Here is a 24,420-nt window from a genome sequence, read left to right on the forward strand (position 1 = left end):
CATTATTCCTCTTCCATTCAATTATATCAAAAAAGGAATTTTTTACATAAATAAATCCCTCTCCTTTCTATTGAAATTAATAATACCTTGTGCATAGTGGTTTTTTACTGTAAATTTATTTTTTAAATATAAGTGAATTGATATGTTAAAATTTAATATGTTTACATTTGAATTTTATAAAAACAAAAGAAAGAGGGATATTGGATGTCGTTAACCAGTAAATTAGACGCTAAAAATAAAAAAGATAAAGAGTTTAAAGATATACTTCTAGATGTCGAGCCCAAGAAGGAAGATTACTATACATTAAGTGGAAAGTTACCCTTCTCTGAAGAATATAACACGCATGTGCCATATAATTTATCTAATATATCTAATGCAAGTTTAGTAGGAACAGCTTTTGACTATTTAGCTCGATTTAGAATTGCTCAATTTTTAAAAGACGAAACTGTAATAAGAGATTTGGTGGCTTATAAAGGCTTTAAAAAATTAAACAAATACATTGATATTCCATATGAAATTTTAGATTTATGGATAGAAAAAGTGTTAGTGTTTATTAATGATAGTTCAATATTAATTTCCGATTTATATGAAATATCTGTAAAGTTAGCTAAGTTAGAGCAAGTATTTCGAACTAGGATTAATAAAGAAACTATCAATCGTAACTTCTTTATCATCGAAAATAGCCCAGACGAGGTAATTAACGAACTAGATAATTTGTTAAAGTTGTTTGAAGAGAATTTCATGATCCCAGAGATTATCAATGAAAAGAGTAACGTAATATTTAATCCTAATTTTGGAGTGTCTTCACTTTTAGTTAGTGGAGCTGATGCAGACGTATATATCGATGGTGTTCTTTATGACTTTAAGACAACAAAAGACAAATCCCTGAAACAAAAAGACAATTTACAAATGATTGGCTATTATTTATTAAATGATTTAGCAAAAGCGACAATATCAGATGATTTGGGTTTTAAGTACGCATATATGGAAATTCAAAAATTATCATATTACAAAGCACGTTTTGGTGAGATAGAGTATTACGATGTTGAGAAACATTTACCATACGAAGATGTAAAACCTAAGTTGAAACAATTAGCGGGATATTTCACAGAAAATCCCGGAAGTTTAAATTTTGCGCCAATGTTTGCTGATGTTGAAACTGCTAAAGAGATACTGAAACAAATAAGTACAGATGCACTTTAAATTTATTTACAATAAAAAAGAGGGATTCCACAGATGCGGGAATCCCTCTTTCATCCTACCTCACATACACATAGGCTTCACTTTCTGTTACATAGTATGTTTTTCCTTTGCTATTGTGCACTTTATATTGCGGTGAACCATTTACATTTACTTTCGCATCAATTGTAAATCCTAATCCTGTATCCACAGAACCAGCCACATCTTTATCCTGCCAAGATGGAGTATCATAGAAACGTAGATTGTTAACTTTTGAAACAACACGCTTTCCAACAATAGAAAAATCTACTGTGCTTTTCTTATTAAACTTCACATAAGATGGATCGTTCTTAATCCACTGATCTCCACCAAGATTTAACCAACCGTCCTTTTCCGCCCACACAATATAAGATTCTGGTTTGTTTAGTTGACGAATTTTAGAATAGCTTGTACCTGGTCCTTTACGTAAGTTAACATTGTAACCTTCAATATAGGCGATACCGTCTGTTACTGCTGTCGGTACTTCTTCTGGTTTAGATGGCTTGTCAGGTACAGAAATATCTACATTAGCGTTATTGTATGCCCGTTGCACATCTGCTCTAAATTGAGCTTCTGAAACACCATGAGACTTTAAGTAATCAATTGGATCTTCATGATCCGTACCGCCAAGGTAATGAGTTACATCGCTATGTGTCCACAATCCTTTTTCTACAGATAACCCACGTTCACGTAAGATTTTAGCTAATAACTCAACGTATTTATCATAGCTACGTTTGAATTTCTCGCAATCCCTCGTTTCGCATAATTCTGCTTGAACAAATCGTTTATTTGTTTCTGATCCTGCACCATAAGCAATGTATTTCCTATCAACTTAACACTAAGGCTTTATTTGCATGTCTTACCAAACATGCAAGAAGAAGCTGTTAAAAACTTTGATAAAAGCATCTTTGGATAACTAATGTTTGCAATTTATAAAAATGGGTTATACAAACGTTGTTATATCAAATTTTGATTAACCTATCATCTTATATTTCTTCTATTACATACACCTTCACAAAAACATCATACTTAGCTGCTAACTCTTCCAGTTTCTTTTCTCTGTATTTGGTCACTGTAAAGAAATGAATGACTGGCATTTTCCCGTTATGTTTCTGTTTATATATCTGCGTTAATTCTTCATATTTTTTTAACTTCTGTTCATTCACTTTCATTTTTTGTGAACGATCTACTTCGACTGCATGTAGTATCCCTTCTTCATCACGAAACTTCACATCAGGAATTATTTTCTTTTTCTCTTTGTTCTTTATATAACGTATATCCGTTTCAATCTGCCAATCGTCTGGACAGAATAAATGTAGCCATGCTTCATTCCGTAATAATGCATGAGCAAGCTTCCCTCTCGAAACAACCTTACCGTCATCGCCAAACATGGCATGCCCTTCTTTATTGAGATAATACACATACTCTTTCCCTTGCATCGTCTTACTCAAATACGGCTTCAAATCACTCATAATTCTGTTTGCATTTCGAATACCACCCATATCATGCACACACATTACATGTCTTCTTGTTGCAAACTGCAATTTCCTAATCGTCGCAAGTATCGCCATCTGACGGTTTATTTTCATGTGACTCTGGATGTTCATGTTTTTCCACCTCATATTCTTTTAGATGTTCCCCCATGACCTTGTCATCGATATATGGCACTTGCAGTACAGTGAAGTTTTCCTTCATATATATAGCTCTTCCTGGAATAGACGGTAGTTGCTCTAATCCGGATTGATCAATTACAACTTCTGATGCGGTACGAGTCGGTAAACGGAAACCAAGTTTTGCATTCGCCATCTGTTTGACTACCCTCGGCAATGTATCTCCTGTCGGATATTGCGTACAGAAGACAATACGAAACCCAAGTGCCCCTCCAACACGCGCAATGTGACTAAGCATGTATTGGCACTCTTCCAGCATTTTATTATGAGCTTTCGGTAATCCTTTTGCAGGTGCGAGTACTGCCCCCTCATCCACTACAATGAAATACCGGTCCTTTTCTTTCGTGTGAACAATATTCTTGATGCCACGTTCTTTCATGTACTTCCCACGTTCATGCATTTTCTCCATTACTTTTAAGAGCATGCCATGTGCTTGCTCTGATGTTTCTGCGATCTGTTCAACTTGTTTCAGTTTCTTATATTCGCTAAATTCGAGTCCTTCTTCTTTTAAATCAATTAAATAAAAATGAGCATGATCTGGATTCGCTAATGATAAGGAAGCAAACATATTTTTAAGGAAGACTGTTTTCCCCATACGAATTAATCCACCTACAGCCATATGCGGTGTTTCATCAAAATCGTGGTAAACAATTGTTTCTAAACTCTGGCCAACTGGAATACGCCATTTCCCTTTCGTTACTAAATCCATTGACCATGACCAGTTCTTCGGTATCTCTCTGCGGAATACACGAATGTTCAATTTATAATTATCGTACTGAATACGTACTGGTTTATTTAATCCTTCAGAAACAACGTCCTCAACCTTCTGTACGATTTTACTCGGCATGCCAAGCGGTAAGGTAAATACATAAGTCGTACTACGATCATCATCGATTTGTTTTTGGAACTTTGGATATTGCAATTTCTCTTCATTATTTCTTTTGATCGCAATACCAGCTACCTCAAAAAACACCTGTATCTTTCGCTTATCATCATTTTTACTTTTGAACTTTTCACCGAATAATGCCACTGTTAAACCTGCAACTGGAACGAGTAATAATTCAATCATTTTCTCCACTCCCCATATACCCTTTATAAGGGTATATATCCCTTATTTTTGGAAGACTCCCGTACATGTTCTATATCAATGACCAGTAAATGTCCTACAATTCCATGTTGGTATTCCCCTATAGAAACGCGAAAAGCACATAACGTAGAAGATACAAGAACGATCCTGTGAGCGTTATGTACATGGTCATACGCGGAAGCCAATGTGGAACACTCTGCCCCATTTTTTCTGCAACCTTCATCGTAATCACTGACAAGCCTGTCGCCGTCCATACTACTACCGCTTCACCTATGATTGTCATTTGAATCCCTCTTTTCGAATGAGTTGTAATCCCTTTGGTGTCATAACTGGCTGATACTCATTAATGACATGTCCCCACTCAAGCACTTCATCCTCATCTTCATATAAATCATCCATAATATCGTTTGATAAACGGTAATAGCCTTTATACTCACGATCATTAAAAACCTCATGTCTTTCCATGTGGTCCACAATTGCGTTTGTTTCTTTTTTGCCACTAGCACCTCTATACATTTTTCTTAATTCCTTCGATGGATACAGGTAAGGCGTTTCATTCAAGTGTGAATATTGCCAACGCATATACGCACTCTCCCTTCTTGGTGTCCCTGATTCCACTTGGTATTCCTCGTGGTCTTGATATAGGTATATGACCTAGAAAGAAGGATTTTGCCTGTCTATACAAATTTAATTATGATTTTTTTATAAATTATATTTTGAAGGTAATTCCCTTTACAATATGGAATAATTCAACAGGTGATGATAATGATCATTTTGAAGAGTAATATTGGAGAATTATTAAAACACAGTGGATTAAAAGGAAAGTGGATTGCTCAACGATTAAATATAAGCCAGAATCAAATGAGTAATTATGTAACTGGTAAATCTTATCCACCAGTAGACAAAGCATTTGAGTTAGCCAAAATATTCAATTGTAGGGTCGATGATTTATACGAGGTACAAGAAAAAGACCCTGCTAATTAATTACTAGCAGGGTTTAGCGCATATTGAGGTAACGGTTGGCCCTCAATAGATTCCATATACATTTCAGCCAATCTTGATCCATCGATTAGTTGTATATTCAATTCTTCAGCATATTTTTTTGCATTTTTTGAAAAACCACCTGTTGATACTACATAACCACCTTTTGCCTCTCTTTTGGCAATATTACTATGCACCAGAGCAATTGCTTTATAGGACATATCGCTACATAAACACTTCACCTGGCCCAGATAAAGGTCACCGTTTACTGTATGTTCAAAGTCTACACCATAATCACCTGTAGCTACCGTTACAAATGCAGAACCACCATAATATTTCTCAATTACATCAGCAACAAAAGCTTCAAATTCTAATGGTGTTTGACGAATGAATACTGATGAACACTTTTCATTTTCTAATGGCTTCATAAAACGATAATAAAGACCCATTGCTAAAGTACGTTTAAACTCTTCATCTTTATTAAAACGAGCAATGAGTTGGTATAAATGATGGTCTTTTCTTCTTTTATAGACATACCATGAAATGTAAAGTGTACCTGCTACTATTAGAAAAGCATAAAACATATACTCACCTCCTTGGAGGTAGTATTTCCTAAATATTTTAGTGGACAAAAATATTTTATAACAGAATCTTCCATAGTTTGTTATACTTACACTAGAATCAAATTAATATAATATTCAAAGGAGCAAAAATCAATATGGCAATTGGAATTGGTATACGTGTTACACCCAAAAAAATCTACTATACAATAATAAACGAAAAAGGTTATGAAAATGACGTTCTTAATGTACCAACAGCACTGGACCCTCCACGTCAGTTATCCTTTATAAGAACAACATTACTATCTATAATTTGTGAATATAAAATAACACACGCTGGCCTAAAGACTGCTGAAGGACTAGGTAAAAAATCTATTAACTTTTTCCGACTAAATATTGAAGGAGTTATTCAAGAGTTATTTTCAGATAGTACTGTAAAATCATATTTCGCTGGCACTTCAACCTCTATCGCTTCCCGACTTAAAAGTACAAATAAAATTGTAACTGAGTGCTGTAAAGGAAATAATAATGCGTTTGATATTGCTGATTGGAATCGTTTGAACCAATATCACCGCGAAAGTTTATTAGCCTGTCTAGCAGCAATTGGTTTTAATGATTAATGGAGTGTGAATTATAATGAATATAACAAATCAAGTTCCAATGCACCTTCAAGTAAGTAAGCTAAGCGGTATTGGTAATAATGAGGGGAAAAATTCACAAGTTTGGATAGCACATGATCCTCAACTAAAAGAAGATTTAATCTTAAAGGAGATTTCCAAAAAGTCTCTAAACAAACAAAATATTGAAAATTATTTTTTAGAAGCTCAAATATTAAATAACGGTAAACATCCCCATGTTATGCCTATTCGTTATGCTGCTGAAGATGATACGAATATTTACTTAACAATGCCCTATTATAAAAAAGGTTCATTAAATAGCCTGATGGATGATTACTCATTAAGTGTAAAAGATATTATTAAGTATTCTTTAGATTTCTTAAGCGGTATTCTGTATATACATATAAAGGGTTTTTTACATTTAGATGTCAAACCGACAAATATAGTAATAAACGATTATGATCGCGCGATTCTTACCGATTTCGGTCTATCTAAATACCTAGATGAACATGGCATGGCAACTCAAAGATTGCAATATAATTTACACCGTTCACCTGAGTCATTTAATACCATTAATAAAACTATACTTGATGATATTTATCAAGCTGGTCTAACTTTGTATCGATGTTGTAATGGTAATAAAAATTTTCATGCACAATTCCAGCACTTAATTACTATAAACAATCGCGATAATGAAAAAATTATACATTCTATTCAAAAAGGTAACTTTCCTAATCGAAAATTTTACTTACCTCACATACCCAAAAGATTACGAAATATTATTAATAAAACAATCCATCCTAATCCAGATAGACGTTACCAAACTGTATTAGACATTATCAATGCATTAAGTCAAGTTGACGAAAATCTAGATTGGAAATATAATTATAATACCGAAACTAGAACGCATGTGTGGGTTTGTGATAGCAAAAACTCGATTCTTACGTATAATATTGAGTATTGTCAGGAACAATTTATTACTACCGGAAAAAAACTGACTAAAAGTAGTGGGAATGAAATTAACATCTCAAAAATCAATGGGAAATTTGACACAATAACCCAAGCATTTCAACATCTCGAAGATAAATTTTCTATTTAGTATTTGATTATTGAGACGAGGAGGGATATTATATGATGTTAAAAAAAGCATCTAATTTGTCACGAAGAAAAATGGCTAATCCACATCAAAATAAACCTTTATACCAACGTCTTAAATCAACTAATGCAATAGATCTTCGTAACAATCGCAGTATTATAGATTTGAACAACGGGTATAGTGAGATTGTACCTATCGATGAAAATAAGCGCTTTAAGTAAAGAATCCAGTTCCTAATTAGGAACTGGATTCTTTACTTATTATTTTTCCTTTATCTATTTAAAAAATAATAAGTAAGTTGTACACGTTGTTTCTCTCTCAATATACAGTATTTTATACTGTAATACACATGTTCATTACAATACTTAGTTTATTTTTATCTCCATCCCTTTCGCTTTCAGTACATTTACCATTTATTATCCAAGCCTCCCTCCTACTCTTCGCATAGCATGTACTAAAAAGGAGGTACGTACTTAATATGTCAAACTATTATTACGACCGTTCGCATAAGTGCTATCGTAAGAAGCGTAAAAAGTGTGACTGTGATTGTCATTGTGAACCACGCTATCAAACGTTAACATCAGGTCCATTATTCCGTAATGCTGACACTGATTTCATTCAAGTTTCTGCACTTAATCAAACAGACGAACCGCAAACTGTAACTATATCGGTTCAGAATTACCAAGATACGTGTGATGGTGATGTTTACCCTTCTTATGGATATCTTTGTGGGGAGTTAATTAACGATGATAATGGAGGTTCGGATGATACTGTGCGAAACGGTAACGGTGGATGTATCTATTGTGAGCCTGAAGGAGTAACCCCATTTATTGGTCCTGTTACATTTACGATTCCACCGCGACAACTGTTTAGCGTACGGGTGTTTATTCCAACCGATCCAGGTTTACCGCAAGACCCAGTTTACGTAGTTCGGGTGACGACGCCAGTAGACCCGATTAGACCGCAAGACCCTACTCTTCCAGGCGATCCTTATTCGCCAGTTACCGTAAACACATGGGGCATTAACTTTACAGGAGTGATTCAGCAAGGGAATACGGTGTTGAATGCGCAGTTTACGCCAGGTGAACCAATCTCTCCAGGCGATCCTGCTTAATACAGGATAAATAAAAAGGCCGACTTTTTTTACAGAGACGGTTCTTTTTATATTGTTCCTTAAATAAAAAAGGAATTTTTTTCATTTTGCTATTTTCATATTTATAAATTAGTTATATCATTTTATTTATACATAATAAACAAAATGAATAATTACACAAGGAGTTTAAATAATGACAACTAAACCTGAAACTGAACAAAAAAAGGCCCCAGAACAAGCCGAAGTAAAACACTGTGGGATTATTATGCCAATCGCTCCAATGAACGGTTATACTAAAGAGCACTGGTTAGATATTAAAAACATTATTAAAGAAGCTACTGAAGAAGTAGAAGGTATTAAATTCAAAGCAGAAATAGTAAGTGACTCTGATGGTGAAATTGATATTATTCACAAAAGAATTATTCAAAATCTATACAATGCAGATATTGTTGTATGTGATATAAGTGGAAGAAATCCCAACGTTATGTTTGAGCTTGGAATGCGATTAACATTTGATAAACCTACAATTATTATTAAAGATGATGCTACCGATTTTATTTTCGATACTAGCTCCATTGAACATTTAATATATCCTAAAGATTTACGTTTTCAAAAGATAGTAGAATTCAAGAAAGAATTAGCAAAACGTATAAAAATTACATATGAAAAATCAATAGCGGATCCTAAGTTTTCTACATTTTTAGGTAATTTTGGTGAATTTATGATTCCAAAGCTCGATCAAACAACAGTATCAAGCGCTGAAGAACTAATATTAAAAGAAATTTCTTCTCTTAGAAGTGAAATGAAAAATGTAAAAAGAGAAGTATTGAATTCCCATGCACGCTCAGGTGATATTACCTTTTTAAATGAAGAGGATAAATTTGACCTTTTAGTGGACACAACTATGAGTTATCTTGGAACTTTTTATGATGATAGAAGTCCAGAAGAAATTTCACAGGATTTTCAGTACCTAAACTATATTGACAGTGAATACCCTCTTTCAAAAGCGTATTCTTCAGTAGCAAGAATGTATGCAATTAAAGAAGCTCTAAAAAAGTTAAAACATATTTAAAGAATAAAAAAAGCCGCCAATTGGACGGCTTTTATTGTTCATTTTTTAATATACTCGTACCACCATTGTCTTTCGTCCATCCAAGCTGTAATCTTATCAAGCTCGACATTTGGTAACACTTCCGTTTGTAAATATGCTAAACCAGTGAATGGATCAGAAATAACTTGCCCTTTCGTTCCACGCTCATTCATAGTATTTAATACTTCTGGAACCAATGAGACGCCAAATCCGCCAGATTTAACATATTGATATCCGCCATTAGAAACAGGTTGTTCGGGTTGATTCACTTCTGTAAACCAAGATAAAGATTTGCTACCAATCAATTCATTCAAATCACACTTCCCAATACCAGGTACATTACCTATTTCAGTGTATTGCCAAATGTCACAAGGATATGCTGGCTTATTACCGCCATAACGTGGAATCCATACAAAATCACTTTTTACGTTCGCCATACCAAAAGGTGCATACATATGATGCCCAACATATAAACCAACTTTTTTAGCGCCAAGTCGGTATAACTCATCGATAAACGCCTGTGTTCCTGCTCTCATATCATTCATTGTTTTCACTTCAACATCTGCAACCCAGACTTTCGCACTCTTGTCTCCGCGATTCCAAAAGTCTCTAGCTTCTATACGTGCATCATTTTCAGAAACGAAACGACAGAATGCATAGTTCCCAAAAGGAATACCGTGCTGCTTCATAGCTTGTACATACCCCTTATATAATGGATCTACATAATTCGAACCATCTTGTACACGAGCGATTATGAAATCAATGTGTTGTTTTGCTACAGGCCAATTAATATTACCATTCCATTTTGAAATATCTACAATGTACCCCATTATTGAACATCTCCCTTTTTCTCTTCTTGTTTTTGTTTACCACCTAAAATTTCAATTGCATTTGTCAAAGCTTGTGGCAACGGAATACCCATTCGACCAGCATTTTCTAAAAGTGATAACAACTCATTCCCAATAAAGAAAAAGATTGTTGCTTCACGAATAGCACTATTGCTTCCAAGTGCTGTATCTAACTGAGTCGCCACTCCAACCAAAAGAAAAAGCACCACCTTTTTGGCGATGCCCTTAAAACCAACTTTACTTTTCAACTCTCCGTTATATCCTGCTGCGCATACTCCTGTTAAATAGTCGATAGCTGCCATGATAACTAGAACTTTCAATGTTGTATCCCATCCTCCCAGAAAGTATCCGCAAAAACCACCAAAGGCTGCTACAAATGTTTTCATTAATACATCAATACGATCCATCTTTTCACTCCTTATTTATAATAAAAAAGAGAGACGCTTGTCCCTCTTTCAATAAGTACTTTTATTTTAAGGTTTTATATCATTCCTTTTAATATTAAACCCAAAACCGACATTGTGATTGCGCTAATAATAATTCGTAAAATCCAAGTTGTATTCATACTGATTTTTTCTAATTGCTTATTAATTGTAGCGATGTCTTTCTCATTAATTGTTGTGCGAGTTTCTAAATTACGAATATCACGCATAATTTCTTTTTGTTCTGCTTTTAAACTATCAATTTTTACATATACATCTTCCAATACATTCACATCCTTTCATCATCTTAATAAAGCAATCTTTATATGATATGAGACAACCTTATTCATGGTGAATACATCGTAGGAATTTCCATACAAAAGCCGTAATTTTATGCAAAATAAAACACAGCTTATGGCTGCTCCTGCTCTGTTTGTGTGTTATTTTCATTAGTCGGTGTTGTCGGTTCTTGAGATGGATAATTTCCTGTCAGTGATGTATAACACTCTAAACAAATATTCTTTTTCGCAAACCCCATATCCAGTGCGTACAGACGCGCGCCACGTTTACATATTTCACACAACGTAGCAATTCGAAACTTTACTGTCCCATCCATCTCTCTCCATACTTCAACCCTGCTAATACCTTGTAGAATACCTGCATTATTTAACATATCAGCAGGTATTTGAACAAAAACTCCTGTCTCTGTTCGCTCTGCATCCACCAGCCTCCCCATAAAAGGAAAGCTTTCACCTGCTTGAAGTGGCATCATTTGATTCTCATTCATTCCTACTTCCCCTTTCTATCCAAGTGCGTTAAATTTCCAACCACTTGGAGTACTCACATAAAAACCCGCTCCAGCATTACCGTCTGTAAAACGAATATGCCCCCATTGTTGGAATCCACCGCCACCTAAGTTAATTCCCTGCATTGCTCGTATATTCCTAAAGATTTTCACTTCTTTTTCAGTACTTATATCAAACGTTTGTCCGTCTGGTGCTAGAGATATATTATTATTCACACCACCTACAGCAAGTGCGTTAAACGGCTGAATACCATCTGCTCTTTCTGCTGCAGCACGATCCCAATTATACATAGATGCATATTTGCCACTATATAGCGTTACACCACTTACACAAATCGCTGTCCCTTGTCTCATGTCAGCATTTCCAGAACAAACTTTAATAATCAATGCGTGTTCTTGTGGAATATAGTTTGTCGGGACTTTGAAAGTAAAAGAATACCTTCTGATTTCTCCGTAAAATGTAGACGGCTCAGGAAAGTCCATCTTTTGTTCACTCAATATGTCGTAACTAACGTTGTCTCGGAATTTAACGCAACACACGTGTATTCTCGGTTTTCCTGTCTTTCGCACGCCATTTATCATGGCAGTTCTAAAGTGTGCGGATGCTGTATATTCGTTACCAGGATGTATACCATTATTCACGATTGCTTCTGGATAGTTATACATATCTACCCTTGCAGCATTCACCATTTGCTCGTAGTCAAATATATGTGTATTCTTTTCTATTACGACATTTCCCCATGACTTCCAAGTAAGACCATATCCACCTTCAAATCCATAATAATCGTTATGTCCGATATTTTTCTTTGTAACACTAGAAAAGTCTGGATCTGCTATTAGGTTTCGTCTTGATACCGCAGTTGTTTTTGTGCCCCATTCGTCTTGGAATAGGAAGTCTAGCATTTTAACAGTTACACCGTCTTTATCAATGGTGATCTTATCACCATCAATTCTAATAAGATTTGTATCTATGCCTTTTGCTGTTAACCATTTGACCATTGTGTCAGCATTAATATCCAGCTTTGCAGCATTAATTGTAATTTTGCCAGGGGACATATTGATGGCAGTGACAATGCCGTCCTTTAAAATCTGCGCTATAATTCCTTCGTCTAACACTTCTAACCTAGATTCCGTTTTCTTTACATAGACATTATAAGTCTCATTTATAAATGTTTCTTGTTTTTCAGAGATGATTGAAACGCCTTTTTCATTAGCACTAATACCTCTTTCTAATTCTGTAACTTTTTTAGTGTAATCTTCAGTTGCTATCTTATCGGCCACTTCTTCCATGATTTTATCTTTATCTACAATATCAACGGGGTTCTCCATAAATGAAGAAGGTTTATCGCCGATCTGCAACATAGGTTGCGCTATCCACAGTCTTCCATTTCTACGCAGCCAGTATTGTACTTGTACTTTTTTCGTTCCTTCTACAAGTAGACCAAACACATGATGTCTTACCCACATTCCTTGTGTTAACGTAATCTCTTGTCCATATTGCTTTAATACATTTCCATTTCCATTTGCATCTAAACATTTCAGCTCCATTTTCGCACCATTATCAATGCTAGACTTATTATCTGTATAAAAGTATGCAGAAAAAACGTAATTCCAACCAGGTCCGGCATTAATAACTTCATGTGTTGCACCTCTGTATACGTCTGCTGTATTTCCAGTGGAGATTGTACGAAGTGTATTACAACCCTTATATAAAATTGTTGTATCTCTTGTGGTTCCTGATTGAAGTATCCAATATTTTGTATCATTCTTCCAAAGAACATTCCGTAATACAGTTTGATTACCGATTCCACCAACATACTCTTCAACATCTTTTATTTCAACTTTTCCTTCCAAAGCTTTTGCAGTAGTTTCCCAACCTGCTTTAGCCTCCTGTAACTGCGTACCTTGTTTAGTTTGTATCTCTTGTAAACTAGTAACTTTTTCTTTAATACCGTCCGCTGTTTTCTCTACAGTAGTCACACGCTCGCTAAAATCGACTTGTGTTTTTTCTACCGTTTTAATATTTTCTTTAATACCATTCACACTTTTTTCAATCTCGGTTGTTTTTTTAGTGAATTCATCATTCGTTACTTGATTTTCTGGAGCTGGTGTCCAATCCTGTGGCTTATTACCTTTATATAAAGCAACCCATTCTACAGTTGCTTTTGTAGCATTATTTGGATAATTGTATAAATTTAATCTTCGTTCATTCCCGCTTGTAGTTGCAACAGCTTTGAAAGTTACATAAGTTATTCCGTTAGCATAGACACTTGTTGCATACCCAACATTATTTGAACCACCATTCTGCCAAATTCCAAATTGTTGGCCTTGTGGGACACTTCCTTTAATTACAAAAGTATATTCCTCACCTGCAACAAAATTTTCAGTTAGAGAATATGGATTGATTAGATAATCTGTTTTTTCGTATTTAGTATTTGAATCTAATAACAGATTACGACCTCCAGCTTTATCGTTATTAACTTTCTTTTCTACGCTCTCCAACTTCTCACTAATCTGGCCAGCTTTTTCTGTAATTTCAGTTGTGGTTTTCTTTAGATTATTAGTTGTTTGCTGCACCTCAGAGATTGTCTTTTTCGTACCTTCAGCAGTCTCTACCACTGTATTTAATTTTTCAGTGATTTCACCGTCTTTTTTTGTTAAAGTTTCAATAGATTTGATAAAACCTTCGTTGGTCTGTTTCATTTCAGAGACAGTTTTGTCAATTTCACCTTGAGAGTTTTCTACATTTTTAATAGTTAGAGAAACTTCCTGAAGGTTTTCTGTTACTTCCTTGAATTGACCAGCAGTTTCATTTTGTGCTTCTTCCAATTTCTTATTTAATTCTTCTTTTGTAAGTTGAATATCCTTATTTACCTGCTCCATTGTTTCTTTCTTGATAGTTTCTGGATCAGGAATAAGAAGCTCCCAATCTTTCCCGTTCCATACTTTTAAAATACCTGGTTTACCGTTGCTAATATCTCGCCATATCGTATTACCAATTTGAAGATTCTCTGTGGGCGGCTGCTTAGATTCAATGATATTTACAGTATTATTCTTTAGATTTTCTTGAACTTTTTCAGCGAGTGTTTTCGCTGCTTCGGATTCTTTCTTAGCATTACTAGCTGTTTCGTTTGCGTCTTTCACTAATTTATCTAACTGATCTATCAGCTCTTGTTTATTACCTAATGACCCCAAGATTCGATTGTAAATTTTTCGTAGTTCTTCGTTTGGATCAGTAATTTCGCGATAATCACCAAACACATATTTATCTTGTGTAGGGTCCGTAGATTCATCACCAGCAATTACACGTGCTTCAAGGTATAACTTAGGTGTGAATCCTGTATCTTTGATTCGAATCGTATCGCCCTCATTAATTAGTTCATGTGCTAGTCCGAAAATACGTCCAATCGATTGTGCTTCTACTTCATAAGAAACTGAAGAATTGACACGCTTCTTTAATTCCGTCTTCATCAAAGTCATTAATCGCTGCGGTGTCATATTTTGGTCTTCTGTTTCCGGAGTGTAGAAACCAAATTTATGCTTACCATGCGCATTCCAGCGTTGAAAGGCATCACTATCTGTAATATAAAGAAGCCCGTTATTAATACTCTCAATCGTGATAAGTTTATCACCTTCGCCTCGTACAAATCCGACTAAGGCGGTACAAATATCCCTGGAATGTTCAATGCGTCTAACGCCTACTAAGTCTTTTCCCAGAGTTATTTCCTTCCCTGTTTCTCTTCCTCGTTTCTTTATCATATCAACGTACCATCCAGTAATTCGAGAACCAGATACTTCAACACGATATTGTATTTCCAACTCAAACAAAGCCGCAATTTTCTTTAAAAAAGTGAGGGGATCGATAAATTCATCAATAGTCATCGTGTGGAATGAAGAATAATCCGTTATTCCACGTTGCCATTTTGAATCGGCAAGAGCAATATCAATAAACGTATTAACTGTTTCGCTCTCTATACGTTGAGGTTTAATAATCCCATCTTTGGCTATTTGAACCCAGGCACCAGAAGCATGTACAGTGAGCGATTTATCATCAGAGTCTTTTTCTACTTCATTATTGATAACATATGGAACAATGCGACCATCACGCACTTCCTTTAAAACTAAGTTCTGCTGCTGTAAAGTAACTGCATGTAGAGTGCCGTCAAAAGTTTTGAATTCTAACATATCAATGTTATTTTTTAATTCCCAATGACGGTTATCAGCCCAGTAGTCCTTTGGTTGAATAGCTGATATAATCTGATCTGTTTTGAAATCAACAACATGAAGTATTCCGCTTGGTGTTCTCATCTGAATCGCTCCCTATATTTGACCCTTGCTGTTCCGATATCAGAAGGCATAATCTCAAGTTTATTAGTGCCTCTATTGATAACAGGGAAATTACTGAAAATGTCCTTAATGTTAATCGCATTCTTTCCTTCAATTGTTACATGACTATTTTCTGTGTCGATCACGACTTTATCACCAACATCTACTATATAAGGCGGTGTATTTTTCGTATTTAAATTCACTTTCCAAAACTTCAAATCACTAACTGACATCGCTTCTACTGGTGGAACGTCTTGAAACTGCATGATGCTAATCTGAATTTGTGCTGCTTTTTCCATATGATAGTTTTTTTCATCCGTCCAACGTGCAAATCGTTCTGAATCATCTTTTTCTGTACCTGGAAGGAATCTTGAAATATACGCTTCCCATACATTTCCTGTCCTAGCTATCCACAATCGACCAAAATACTGATTCCATGTATTCGGATAATCGCCACTCTCATAAATTAAACCTGTTTTCCCTGGCTTACTGTCATATCCAATTACCATTGTCCCGAAATTTTGTTCAGCTTGCCAAAAGAGATCGTTCATAGCAATTTTTGAAAGTACCTTGCTATTTTCATCCAGTATCGCTATCTCAACTCGTCCCATTTCATTGATTTTTTTACTCTTACATGTAACGTAGGCTTGCATAATAAAGTCTTGTACTGGACCGCCAGGGATACTCTTTTTAACGGCTGCGCCGTGCCACCCTTTACCCGCAGTACCAAAATCAGAACAATAGAATTGGTATTTATCTGATTTCATTTCACCTACTGGTTCACCATCTTCCATCGAGCTGACCTTACTCCACCCTACAGTGGTAGCCATTTCATCCCATATAAGCCTTTGATTTCTTTCTACAGGTGTTTCCACAGTTTTTAACGGCATTCCGATACGAAAATAATCCCGATCATTTAAAGATGTCTCGCCAAACCATACGTCTAGAAAAGTATTTGGTTTTGTAATATCAATCTCAATGATAGGATTAGAATGAACCGTTCCTTTATTTTGAACACTCGCAACTAACCCACTAACATCTTTTTTAAAGTCAACCGTTTGCTCTTTTCCTAACTTATATGGCATTGGACAAATGAAAGTTAAAGTACCTTCACCTAGATCAACTAACTGGTTTAAATCTAAAGTTTCATCTACGACAGCTAAAAACGTACGATCTTTTTCATCATCAAAAATAAGCTCGCACGGTTGATCCGTAACGAGCCAATCTGCTATCTCTTCTTTTAGTTTTTCAGCTTCTTTAGCTGAATCATATAATAATGCAATAGGAACTAAAATCTTTCTCATTTTAGTTTGTGTGCGTAGTAACCTACCTCCTGGATAATGCGAGACTTCAAGAAACATATGATCCAAAGGAGCCCATGCAGGGCGCTTTTTACCCTGCAGTGGAATTACATTTGGATTCCTTTTCCCGTTAAAACTAAAGAAGCTAATTCCCGCCATATCATCACCTACCTAAAATACTTTGAGTCTTTCTTTCTCGCGTTCTTGAAATTCATTGACATCTGAGTAAATTTCCTTCGCTATTTCTCTTCCGTTTAAATTAATTTGTAAAACAGTTGGACCTTGTGATACATATTTGGCCCCTTGCTGTTGATTTAATGGTAATGAACCCATAATTCCATTCGCAATCGCGTCAAACGTTTGCTTACGTAAAGGTAAAACCGTTTCATCGTATCCTCTTGCGTCACCCACACCAATTAATGTAGGATTACCGGGCTTAATTAAAGCTCCGTTCGCAGCCCATTTAATATCGAAAGATGGTAGACCTTCACTCGCCCAATTTACTGGGTTTAATGATCCATTTACACTAATCTTCGGAACAGGAATGTGAACGCCACTGAACATATTTGAAACACCTTTTTTAATTTTATCAATCCATTCCATAACACCTTCCCAAGCATTTTTAAATGGGGTTGCGATTGCATCTTTCACTTTTCCGAACACTTCTTTTATCACTGTAAGGGTGTCTCCTGAACTTTTAAAAATACCCTCGAACATGTCAGAAAATACTTTCTTTACACCTTCCCAAGCTTCTCCAAATAGTCCTTTCATTCTGCTGCCTATTTTGCCAATGATGCCAAGTACCTTTCCAACTCCCCATATTTGAATGAAATTCCAAATGAATTCCCATGCTCCTGATAAAATCTGTTTAATGGCTTCCCATACACCAGTCCAATCACCAGTTAGTAAGGAAGAAAACAATTTAATTGTCCCTAAAATGATATCAAGAGCGCCGTTAATAACACCTTTTATGTTTCCCCAGACATCTTCAATAATGAATAGAACAACAGGCATTACAAATTCAATAATGCCCTTTATAATATCGAATGCATTTTTGACAGCTTGGACAATTTGATCTCCGTTTTCTTTCCAAAATGCTGCAATCTTTTCTATAATCCCGTTCACAAATGACATTACATCTGTTAGCAAAGGCATTAAGTAAGGAGCTATCGTATTAAATACACCTTTAATAAAATCCCAAGTAGCCCCGATTATTCCCATAATTACAGGAGCAGCAGCTGAGATTAGAGATTGTACATTTTCTATAAAACTACTTAATTGGGCATGTACATCCTGAACGAACATAATAATGTCAGCCTTTTTCTCAGGCGAAAAACCTAACTTATCTAAGAAATTACTAGCAGCTCCCCAATCGCCAGATACGAGGGCTTTCATAGTTTCTACACCATACTGCACTGCCGCTGTAGTTTCTTGTATAAACTGAATTGAATTAGCAGAGAAACCAAGTTTAGTAAGAATGTCATATCCCTCAACCATGGCATTTCTATCACCAGAAGCTGCGAGCCAAAAATCTTGAATTGCTTTGGTTATTAACTGGATATTACCTATATAATTGTTTAAATCTACAAATCTTTTAATTGTACCGTCAACCCACCGGACCACCTGAGTTAATCCAAGGACAATAGCAGCTAATGCAGGAGCGATAAGTGTAAAAATCGTTATAGCTAAACCTTCTAGCGCAGATGTGAATTCAATCCACTTTCCTTTTAGATTGTCATTCATAGTTTTAGCCATTTTCGCAGCTGCACCATCAGCTTTTTCTAATGCTTTTGTATTTTTCTCTAATTTCTCGCTACCTTCTTGCATTAAAGCTGCCCAGTTTTTATATGCTTCTGCACCAAATAACGTTGTTAATGTAGCTGATTTTTGTTGGTTTGTCATACTACCTGTTTTATCTTCTAATTCTTTTATAATCGTTGGTAAAGGTTTAATTTTACCTTGCTGATCAAAGAAAGATAAATTCAACTCATCCATAACTTTTCGCATTTCTTTTGTCGGTTTAGCTAAACGCCCTAAAGATGTAGCGAAAGCTTGTCCTGCAACTGATCCTTGCAAACCACTATTTGCCATCGCCATAATTGCCGCTGATGTTTCTTCCATACTGAAACCGACAGTATGGGCAGTTCCAGCAGCATATTTCATCGCTTCGCCCATTTGTGTTACATTTGTATTTGAGTTAGAAGCAGCCAACGCTAATACATCTGCTGTATGGGTCGCTTTATCAGCTGACACTCCAAAACCACTCATGATATTAGACGCTATATCTGCTGCTGTACCTAAATCAAGTGCACCTGCCGCGGCTAAATCTAACATGCCAGGCATTGCTTTCATAATATCGCCAGTTTTAAAACCAGCTTGCGCAAGGTACATCATCCCTTCCCCAGCTTGTGTAGCAGAGAATTGAGTTGTTGCACCTAATTCTTTAGCTTGAGCTTCCAATTGCTTCATTTCACTTCCGGAAGCACCGGAAACAGCTGCTACTTTTGACATGATTTGTTCAAAGTTAGCACCTGCGGAAACAATACCAACAAGTGCGGCTCCTGCCCCTAATGCCATACCTGCCATACCACCAATAGCTATAGCGGAAGTCCCGACAGCTGCCCCCATTGAACCAGCCATTCTACCGACGCTACTAAAACCTCTATTTAAAATCCCTGTAGTTCGTTGACCGTGCTGTTCTGCTCGGTTCAATCCACCTCGTAATTCATCATCACGCAAGAATATTGAACCAAACATACGAAATAGTTCCATTTATTCACCCGCCTTTCCGCGGATTTTTGCAACTCGAGCAAACACTTCTTCTTTTGTAAGTTTCTGCTTCGGTGTTTGTTCGATTGAATCGTTGTATTGTTTTACCTGTTCTTGCGTTGGATTTTCGCGCTTATGTTTAAATTGAGGAAATGTTTCATCGCAGTACGGTTGTAGGGCACACCATTCCTCCCATAACATGCGGTCCATCTGTTTCTTCTTTGCGGTGAGATACAAGTTAATAACTATCTCTGCATCCAAACTCCTTATATACTCCATATTTGGATAGCGAGAAGCTAACGTATCGATGAAGTCTATTTCATCAAGTTCACCGCATTGGAAAAAAGCTTAACCAGCCCAACTTCTGAATCTTTAATTGCAATAAATAATCGAACCAACTCTTCTAGATTTAAAGTTCGAATCGTTTCCCAACCTGGTGATGTTTTTTTGCCACCTTCATCTTCATGAACTAAAAGTCCGGCTACAAACTCAAAAAATTCCTGTTCTGCTTCTTCTAATCCGAAGATAAACTTCATGATAATGTCATACCCGAAAGTCTCTTGTGCAGCTAATACATCAGCTTGAGTTGCTCCTTCTTTATTTCGTACGCCCATCATTAAATCTTTAAGTAAATTAATATCAACCTTGAATTTCGATTTCTTCAAAATACGAACTACAGAAAATAAATCTCCACCATGAATTTGTCTCACTTTATATTCTTTTTCTTGAATTGCAATAGTCATATTTAGTCCTCCTTAAAATAAAAAGAGCAGGGATTATCCCTACTCTTTAACCTGCTGGTATTAATTTAGCTGCTTCTGTCGCTGTTAAAATACGCATCTTCCATGGTACTTTTCGAATGTTTTCTGGGTCACGGTGTCCAGTGAATGTAACTTCTGGAACTACTTCACTTTCATTTTCAAATCCCATTTCTAAAGAACCATCAGATAACGCGTTATATACGATAATCTCAGCGATATCACCACCTAACGTTTCACCAACCCACGCTACATTTTTAAGGTAGCTTTCTTTCGTAAGGCGTTCCGTCGCTTCAATTACATCGTATTTGATAGCTTTTCCGTCTTTTGTAACGGTTTCTTCTGAAACTTTTAATCCTGCAATAAAATTTTTGATTTTTTCTTTATCCAAAAATTCAAGTGTCTTAAAACTGATTTGAGTTTTTGATTTAGTGATACGCTTCATCCCCATAGTGTCACCAGGAGAACCATCATACTCAATTTCTTTAAACTCTGGTTCATACTTAAAAGAACCGCCACCTTGCGTAGCGCCTACAGGAAGTTCGTCTTTTTCTCCATAATTAAAGAAGAATGCACCCCAATCTCCGAAGAGGACATTTTCTGGTTTTGGTTGTGGAGCTGCCATATACTCAATCCTTTCTATTGTTTAAAATAAGTTCGTAAAATGAAGCGTACTTCTTTACGTCTAATATTCGGGTCTGAATCCGGTACTTTCTGACTCGAAAGATAAGAAATAGCAGCACCAAATTCAGCGCTGTTTAATCTTTTTCTATGAAAATTGTTTTCTAGTTTTGTAATAAGTTCATCTATTTTAGCAAGATGAGCAGAAGTACCGTAAATATCAATTGTAAGCATAATATTCTTTCGTCCCCATGGTTCTTTATCATCACCAACCGTATATATTAAATACGGCATAACGGCTTTAGTAGTTGCATTTTCATAGTACGTTTCTTTATGAACCTTTTTCAATTCACCGTGTAGTATATTTATAAAGTCATTCATGGTATCTACCTCATTAATGACGAATAGGTTCGTGTGCCGACTTGTGTAATCATCGGTTTATTATTCTCTGCTGCAGGTCTAAGGAATGGTTGAGCATGTTGTCTCTGAGTTCTAACCATCTTCCCTGTTTGGGGATCGCGATACATCCAAGGACTTTTACGGCCATCCCCATCAACTGCATAGATTCCTGTACCTTTCTCAACGTAAATGCCGTAATCAGAAGATGTACCAATAACAACCTTTTCTTGCTCTGCTTTGGAACTAATGCTTCTTCTTAGATTTCCAGTATCTACAGCAGCTAGTAATTTAGCTTTAGAACTAACAAATTGACCGACAGCGGTATGCGCTGCTTTCTTTGCGGCTAAGTGCCTTGCCATTACTGCAGCTCTATTTGACTGGAATTTCATGCTCATATGGCAACATCTCCAATTCTATTTGAAAGAATCTACCCGCATTCATTGGATCGCCTGGATAAGTAACACTGTATACCTTCTTATCAATAACTAATCTATCTTGAATAGTTACATCGAATGGTAAGCAATAAAAGAAATGCGTGCTTTTCTCCTCTACTTTCTTATTACGGGCGTCCTTTGTTCCTTGAATGGCATCTAGTACACCTTTAACAGTGTTAATTTCTTTCCATTCTTCATTTGGATAAGGTCCATCATCGTCAGAACCGTCATTACGAAGTACTGAAGCATCTTTACCAAACTTACGAATCAATGATTGAATCATAAGACACGTAACCTCACTTTCAGCCCTTTCGTAATACTAGTAGGGTAATCTCCAATATCATCATAAGTAACAGAGTAGTTACCTAATGATTCACTTTTTTTCCCTTCTCTCTCCTGTTCCTTATACTGATAAATCACCATTTTGGAAATAATACCAGGATAAGCAGGAGGGAACTCAGGAATTTTTCTATTTGTGTACTCAGCAACCATCAATATTGTATCTTCAATGTCTACTAATAAATTCTCAGGGCTTATATTAGGTAGTTTAGTTTGTACACGTTTTAGAATTTCTGCTTTCATGTCCATCTAATCACCTGCTTGTGTAAATGAAAAAGGTAAAGAAGGCTTATTAAGCCCCTTCACCTGGTTTTTCCGGAGTAGTTGGTGTGATTGTAGCTGTAAGCACCGCTAAGGACTCTTGACGAAGAATATCTCCACCATAAACCATAAGGCCACGGATACCATCAGCAAATGCACCTTGTAGACGCATAGCTTCTGTTTCATCTAATTGTTTGCCATACCCAATAGCGGATTTATGAAGTCCAAGAATTTTATATTTACCACCAGATCCATGAACTTCTTCAGACACAACGATTTGTGAACCGTTGATAATTTGACCTTCAACAATACCATTTTCTAACACGACAGGTTGCTTAGTAAAACGGTCATCCTTAGATAACAACCCAAGAACTTGAGAGTTAATAATTGTGAAACGTTCAGTTTTAGGTACTTTTTTAATGTTTAAAATTGTATTTAAGTCAACAATATAGTCGTAAGCGTTTTTTGGTGTTAATTCAATTGGAGATTTATCGCTACCGATTAAGTGTTCCTTAAGAGCTTCTGCATATTTACCTAAAATAAAGGTATCAACTGTTTCCTGAAGTACCGCGCCAGCTTCTTGTGTATGTGGATCAATTAAATTACCAGCTGCTTGTACTGCATCTACATCGTCTACTTTGAACGCAAAGTACTTCTTCTGATCCATATTGATTTCTACTTTAGAAGGATTTGTATCATCCCATTCAACAGAACCTGAATAGTCTTTTACATTCACTGCACCGACACGGTTAAAAATAATTTTGTTACCTTCAATTTTAGCTGGTTTTGTTGTAATTAAATCCGCAATAGAACGCTTGTGGAAGTTCGCCATCAAGCGCGCTTCCCAAATTGTTGGAATAAAAGTTGATACTGACATATATTAATTCCTCCTTAATGTTTTCCCATAACAAAAGAGACCACTAAAATAGCAATCTCGTTTGTTCGTTTTATAATTTTTTAACTATACTACTTAACTTTTCTATTATTACTTACCCCAACTGCGCATATCTTTCTGAATTTGTGCCCAGTTCGCATTAATTTCATCCTGACTCATTGAATTTACTTGTTCTCTTGTAAATCCAGTCCCAGTTCCGCCACTAACATGAATTTCTCGACCCGCTGCTTTAAATCTTTCGACTACTTTTGCTTCTAACGCAGAAGAGAACAAATCATTAAACTTTGATACTCTAGATTTTGTATCCTCTACATCTGAACCGATAACATAATCTACAAACTTAAGATCTAATCCTATCGCTGATAATCCATCTGCTGCCGCACTTTGCATTTCTTTCTGATGAAGTATTCTTTCTCGCTCTTCTAGTTGTTCCTGAAGTTGCTTCATCTCATACTCAGCCTTTTCTTGAGCTGTCATAGAAGCTGTTTTGTAGTTCTCTAGTTCTTTTTTTGTTGCATTAAGTTCTTTCGAATATTTTGAACGAACTCTATCTTCTGCTGATTGCACCATTTTCTCGATAAATGTTTTTGTTGCATCATCTAATTTCGGCTGTTTCTGTCCATCAATTGGCGCCTCCTCTTTATCATCTGCAGGTGGCGTTTGTTCGATTGGTGGTGTATCTTCTGCTGGTGGTGTATTAGGATCAGAGAAGGACTGCATACCTTTCAAGCGTAATGGCGCTTTTATTGTTTCTTTAACAAACTTTACTGGCAAATCTTTAACTAAATATTGTTTCATTATTTTTCCTCCTTTGAGTTCCTATGAATACG

At 36.0% G+C, this 24,420-nt stretch carries 28 protein-coding genes and 2 pseudogenes; 8 read left to right on the forward strand and 22 right to left on the reverse strand.

Annotated elements, in window-relative coordinates; genetic code table 11:
* Window positions 1–204 precede the first annotated feature (204 nt).
* On the forward strand, window positions 205–1,203 hold the full coding sequence (locus ACTFRM_RS12575) for a hypothetical protein (protein WP_440043337.1): 999 nt from the start codon (window positions 205–207) through the stop codon (window positions 1,201–1,203).
* Window positions 1,204–1,258: 55 nt separating this feature from the next.
* Here the strand turns inward: ACTFRM_RS12575 and ACTFRM_RS12580 are convergent.
* A pseudogene (locus tag ACTFRM_RS12580) lies at window positions 1,259–2,047 on the reverse strand (N-acetylmuramoyl-L-alanine amidase); the annotation flags it as partial.
* Here ACTFRM_RS12580 and ACTFRM_RS12585 point away from each other — a divergent pair.
* A pseudogene (locus ACTFRM_RS12585) lies at window positions 2,045–2,134 on the forward strand (tyrosine-type recombinase/integrase); the annotation flags it as partial. The pseudogenes ACTFRM_RS12580 and ACTFRM_RS12585 overlap by 3 nt on opposite strands.
* Before the next feature lie 70 nt (window positions 2,135–2,204).
* On the opposite strand, the gene ACTFRM_RS12590 reads toward ACTFRM_RS12585, so the two are convergent.
* The 4 genes from ACTFRM_RS12590 to ACTFRM_RS12605 all read right to left on the reverse strand — a co-directional run bounded on the left by ACTFRM_RS12590 (window position 2,205) and on the right by ACTFRM_RS12605 (window position 4,557).
* Window positions 2,205–2,825, reverse strand: coding sequence for a replication-relaxation family protein (locus ACTFRM_RS12590; RefSeq protein ID WP_440043338.1), 621 nt, complete (start codon window positions 2,823–2,825; stop codon window positions 2,205–2,207).
* Entirely contained in the window at window positions 2,767–3,957 is a 1,191-nt protein-coding gene (locus tag ACTFRM_RS12595; RefSeq protein ID WP_440043339.1) for an FtsK/SpoIIIE domain-containing protein, read from the reverse strand. Before ACTFRM_RS12595 ends, ACTFRM_RS12590 begins: the two co-directional genes overlap by 59 nt.
* Window positions 3,958–4,075: 118 nt before the next feature.
* Window positions 4,076–4,258, reverse strand: a complete 183-nt coding sequence (locus ACTFRM_RS12600) for a hypothetical protein (RefSeq protein ID WP_098382474.1) — start codon at window positions 4,256–4,258, stop codon at window positions 4,076–4,078.
* Complete coding sequence (locus ACTFRM_RS12605) at window positions 4,255–4,557, reverse strand: hypothetical protein (protein WP_098382475.1); 303 nt, start codon at window positions 4,555–4,557, stop codon at window positions 4,255–4,257. The genes ACTFRM_RS12600 and ACTFRM_RS12605 overlap by 4 nt, the downstream gene beginning before the upstream one ends.
* Window positions 4,558–4,740: 183 nt before the next feature.
* Between ACTFRM_RS12605 and ACTFRM_RS12610 the strand changes: the two genes are divergently transcribed.
* The gene (locus ACTFRM_RS12610) at window positions 4,741–4,959 is read left to right on the forward strand and encodes a helix-turn-helix transcriptional regulator (protein ID WP_098382476.1); all 219 of its coding nucleotides are present in this window, start codon (window positions 4,741–4,743) and stop codon (window positions 4,957–4,959) included.
* On the opposite strand, the gene ACTFRM_RS12615 is transcribed toward ACTFRM_RS12610, so the two are convergent.
* Window positions 4,956–5,540 (reverse strand): restriction endonuclease, encoded by a 585-nt coding sequence (locus tag ACTFRM_RS12615; RefSeq protein ID WP_098382477.1) that lies wholly within the window; start codon window positions 5,538–5,540, stop codon window positions 4,956–4,958. The two genes, ACTFRM_RS12610 and ACTFRM_RS12615, sit on opposite strands and share 4 nt — an antisense overlap.
* A 134-nt stretch (window positions 5,541–5,674) precedes the next feature.
* Here ACTFRM_RS12615 and ACTFRM_RS12620 point away from each other — a divergent pair, with 134 nt between their 5' ends.
* From ACTFRM_RS12620 to ACTFRM_RS12640, 5 genes are all read left to right on the forward strand, one after another.
* The gene (locus ACTFRM_RS12620; protein WP_098382478.1) at window positions 5,675–6,136 is read left to right on the forward strand and encodes a hypothetical protein; all 462 of its coding nucleotides are present in this window, start codon (window positions 5,675–5,677) and stop codon (window positions 6,134–6,136) included.
* A 16-nt stretch (window positions 6,137–6,152) separates the two neighbouring features.
* Window positions 6,153–7,232, forward strand: a complete 1,080-nt coding sequence (locus tag ACTFRM_RS12625) for a serine/threonine-protein kinase (protein ID WP_440043340.1) — start codon at window positions 6,153–6,155, stop codon at window positions 7,230–7,232.
* A 32-nt stretch (window positions 7,233–7,264) separates the two neighbouring features.
* Window positions 7,265–7,450 carry a hypothetical protein gene (locus ACTFRM_RS12630; RefSeq protein WP_257149835.1) on the forward strand — a complete coding sequence of 62 codons (186 nt, stop codon included), beginning with the start codon at window positions 7,265–7,267 and terminating at the stop codon, window positions 7,448–7,450.
* Window positions 7,451–7,707: 257 nt separating this feature from the next.
* Entirely contained in the window at window positions 7,708–8,343 is a 636-nt protein-coding gene (locus tag ACTFRM_RS12635) for a sodium:proton exchanger (RefSeq protein ID WP_440043341.1), read from the forward strand.
* 172 nt (window positions 8,344–8,515) lie between these two features.
* Window positions 8,516–9,394 (forward strand): hypothetical protein, encoded by an 879-nt coding sequence (locus ACTFRM_RS12640; protein WP_440043342.1) that lies wholly within the window; start codon window positions 8,516–8,518, stop codon window positions 9,392–9,394.
* A gap of 38 nt (window positions 9,395–9,432) precedes the next feature.
* On the opposite strand, the gene ACTFRM_RS12645 is transcribed toward ACTFRM_RS12640, so the two are convergent.
* The 16 genes from ACTFRM_RS12645 to ACTFRM_RS12720 all read right to left on the reverse strand — a co-directional run bounded on the left by ACTFRM_RS12645 (window position 9,433) and on the right by ACTFRM_RS12720 (window position 24,388).
* Window positions 9,433–10,242, reverse strand: a complete 810-nt coding sequence (locus ACTFRM_RS12645) for a GH25 family lysozyme (protein WP_098382482.1) — start codon at window positions 10,240–10,242, stop codon at window positions 9,433–9,435.
* Entirely contained in the window at window positions 10,242–10,667 is a 426-nt protein-coding gene (locus ACTFRM_RS12650; RefSeq protein ID WP_098382483.1) for a phage holin family protein, read from the reverse strand. Before ACTFRM_RS12650 ends, ACTFRM_RS12645 begins: the two co-directional genes overlap by 1 nt.
* Window positions 10,668–10,741: 74 nt before the next feature.
* The gene (locus tag ACTFRM_RS12655) at window positions 10,742–10,966 is read right to left on the reverse strand and encodes a hypothetical protein (RefSeq protein WP_000390479.1); all 225 of its coding nucleotides are present in this window, start codon (window positions 10,964–10,966) and stop codon (window positions 10,742–10,744) included.
* A gap of 128 nt (window positions 10,967–11,094) precedes the next feature.
* Window positions 11,095–11,469 (reverse strand): hypothetical protein, encoded by a 375-nt coding sequence (locus ACTFRM_RS12660; protein ID WP_098393458.1) that lies wholly within the window; start codon window positions 11,467–11,469, stop codon window positions 11,095–11,097.
* A gap of 15 nt (window positions 11,470–11,484) precedes the next feature.
* Complete coding sequence (locus tag ACTFRM_RS12665) at window positions 11,485–15,795, reverse strand: phage tail spike protein (protein ID WP_440043344.1); 4,311 nt, start codon at window positions 15,793–15,795, stop codon at window positions 11,485–11,487.
* Complete coding sequence (locus ACTFRM_RS12670) at window positions 15,792–17,273, reverse strand: distal tail protein Dit (RefSeq protein WP_440043345.1); 1,482 nt, start codon at window positions 17,271–17,273, stop codon at window positions 15,792–15,794. The genes ACTFRM_RS12665 and ACTFRM_RS12670 overlap by 4 nt, the downstream gene beginning before the upstream one ends.
* Window positions 17,274–17,285: 12 nt before the next feature.
* A complete protein-coding gene (locus tag ACTFRM_RS12675; RefSeq protein ID WP_440043346.1) occupies window positions 17,286–19,886 on the reverse strand; it encodes a phage tail tape measure protein in 2,601 nt (866 codons plus the stop codon).
* Entirely contained in the window at window positions 19,887–20,144 is a 258-nt protein-coding gene (locus ACTFRM_RS12680) for a hypothetical protein (protein WP_033667315.1), read from the reverse strand. It abuts the gene before it with no gap.
* Between the two features lie 53 nt (window positions 20,145–20,197).
* Entirely contained in the window at window positions 20,198–20,626 is a 429-nt protein-coding gene (locus tag ACTFRM_RS12685) for a hypothetical protein (protein ID WP_000150393.1), read from the reverse strand.
* 46 nt (window positions 20,627–20,672) lie between these two features.
* Window positions 20,673–21,266: a hypothetical protein gene (locus tag ACTFRM_RS12690; RefSeq protein WP_071730458.1), complete on the reverse strand. Its 594-nt coding sequence runs from the start codon at window positions 21,264–21,266 to the stop codon at window positions 20,673–20,675.
* 14 nt (window positions 21,267–21,280) lie between these two features.
* Window positions 21,281–21,643 (reverse strand): hypothetical protein, encoded by a 363-nt coding sequence (locus ACTFRM_RS12695; protein WP_440043347.1) that lies wholly within the window; start codon window positions 21,641–21,643, stop codon window positions 21,281–21,283.
* Between the two features lie 5 nt (window positions 21,644–21,648).
* Window positions 21,649–22,056, reverse strand: a complete 408-nt coding sequence (locus tag ACTFRM_RS12700; protein ID WP_440043348.1) for an HK97-gp10 family putative phage morphogenesis protein — start codon at window positions 22,054–22,056, stop codon at window positions 21,649–21,651.
* Entirely contained in the window at window positions 22,031–22,378 is a 348-nt protein-coding gene (locus ACTFRM_RS12705) for a head-tail adaptor protein (protein WP_000616197.1), read from the reverse strand. The genes ACTFRM_RS12700 and ACTFRM_RS12705 overlap by 26 nt, the downstream gene beginning before the upstream one ends.
* Window positions 22,375–22,683 (reverse strand): hypothetical protein, encoded by a 309-nt coding sequence (locus ACTFRM_RS12710; protein ID WP_071730466.1) that lies wholly within the window; start codon window positions 22,681–22,683, stop codon window positions 22,375–22,377. Before ACTFRM_RS12710 ends, ACTFRM_RS12705 begins: the two co-directional genes overlap by 4 nt.
* Before the next feature lie 43 nt (window positions 22,684–22,726).
* Entirely contained in the window at window positions 22,727–23,572 is an 846-nt protein-coding gene (locus ACTFRM_RS12715) for a hypothetical protein (protein ID WP_440043349.1), read from the reverse strand.
* A 108-nt stretch (window positions 23,573–23,680) separates the two neighbouring features.
* The gene (locus ACTFRM_RS12720; protein ID WP_440043350.1) at window positions 23,681–24,388 is read right to left on the reverse strand and encodes a DUF4355 domain-containing protein; all 708 of its coding nucleotides are present in this window, start codon (window positions 24,386–24,388) and stop codon (window positions 23,681–23,683) included.
* Between the last annotated feature and the right edge of the window lie 32 nt (window positions 24,389–24,420).

Origin of the sequence: Bacillus cereus group sp. MYBK227-1, assembly GCF_051916325.1 — a bacterium.
Classification (GTDB): domain Bacteria; phylum Bacillota; class Bacilli; order Bacillales; family Bacillaceae_G; genus Bacillus_A; species Bacillus_A cereus.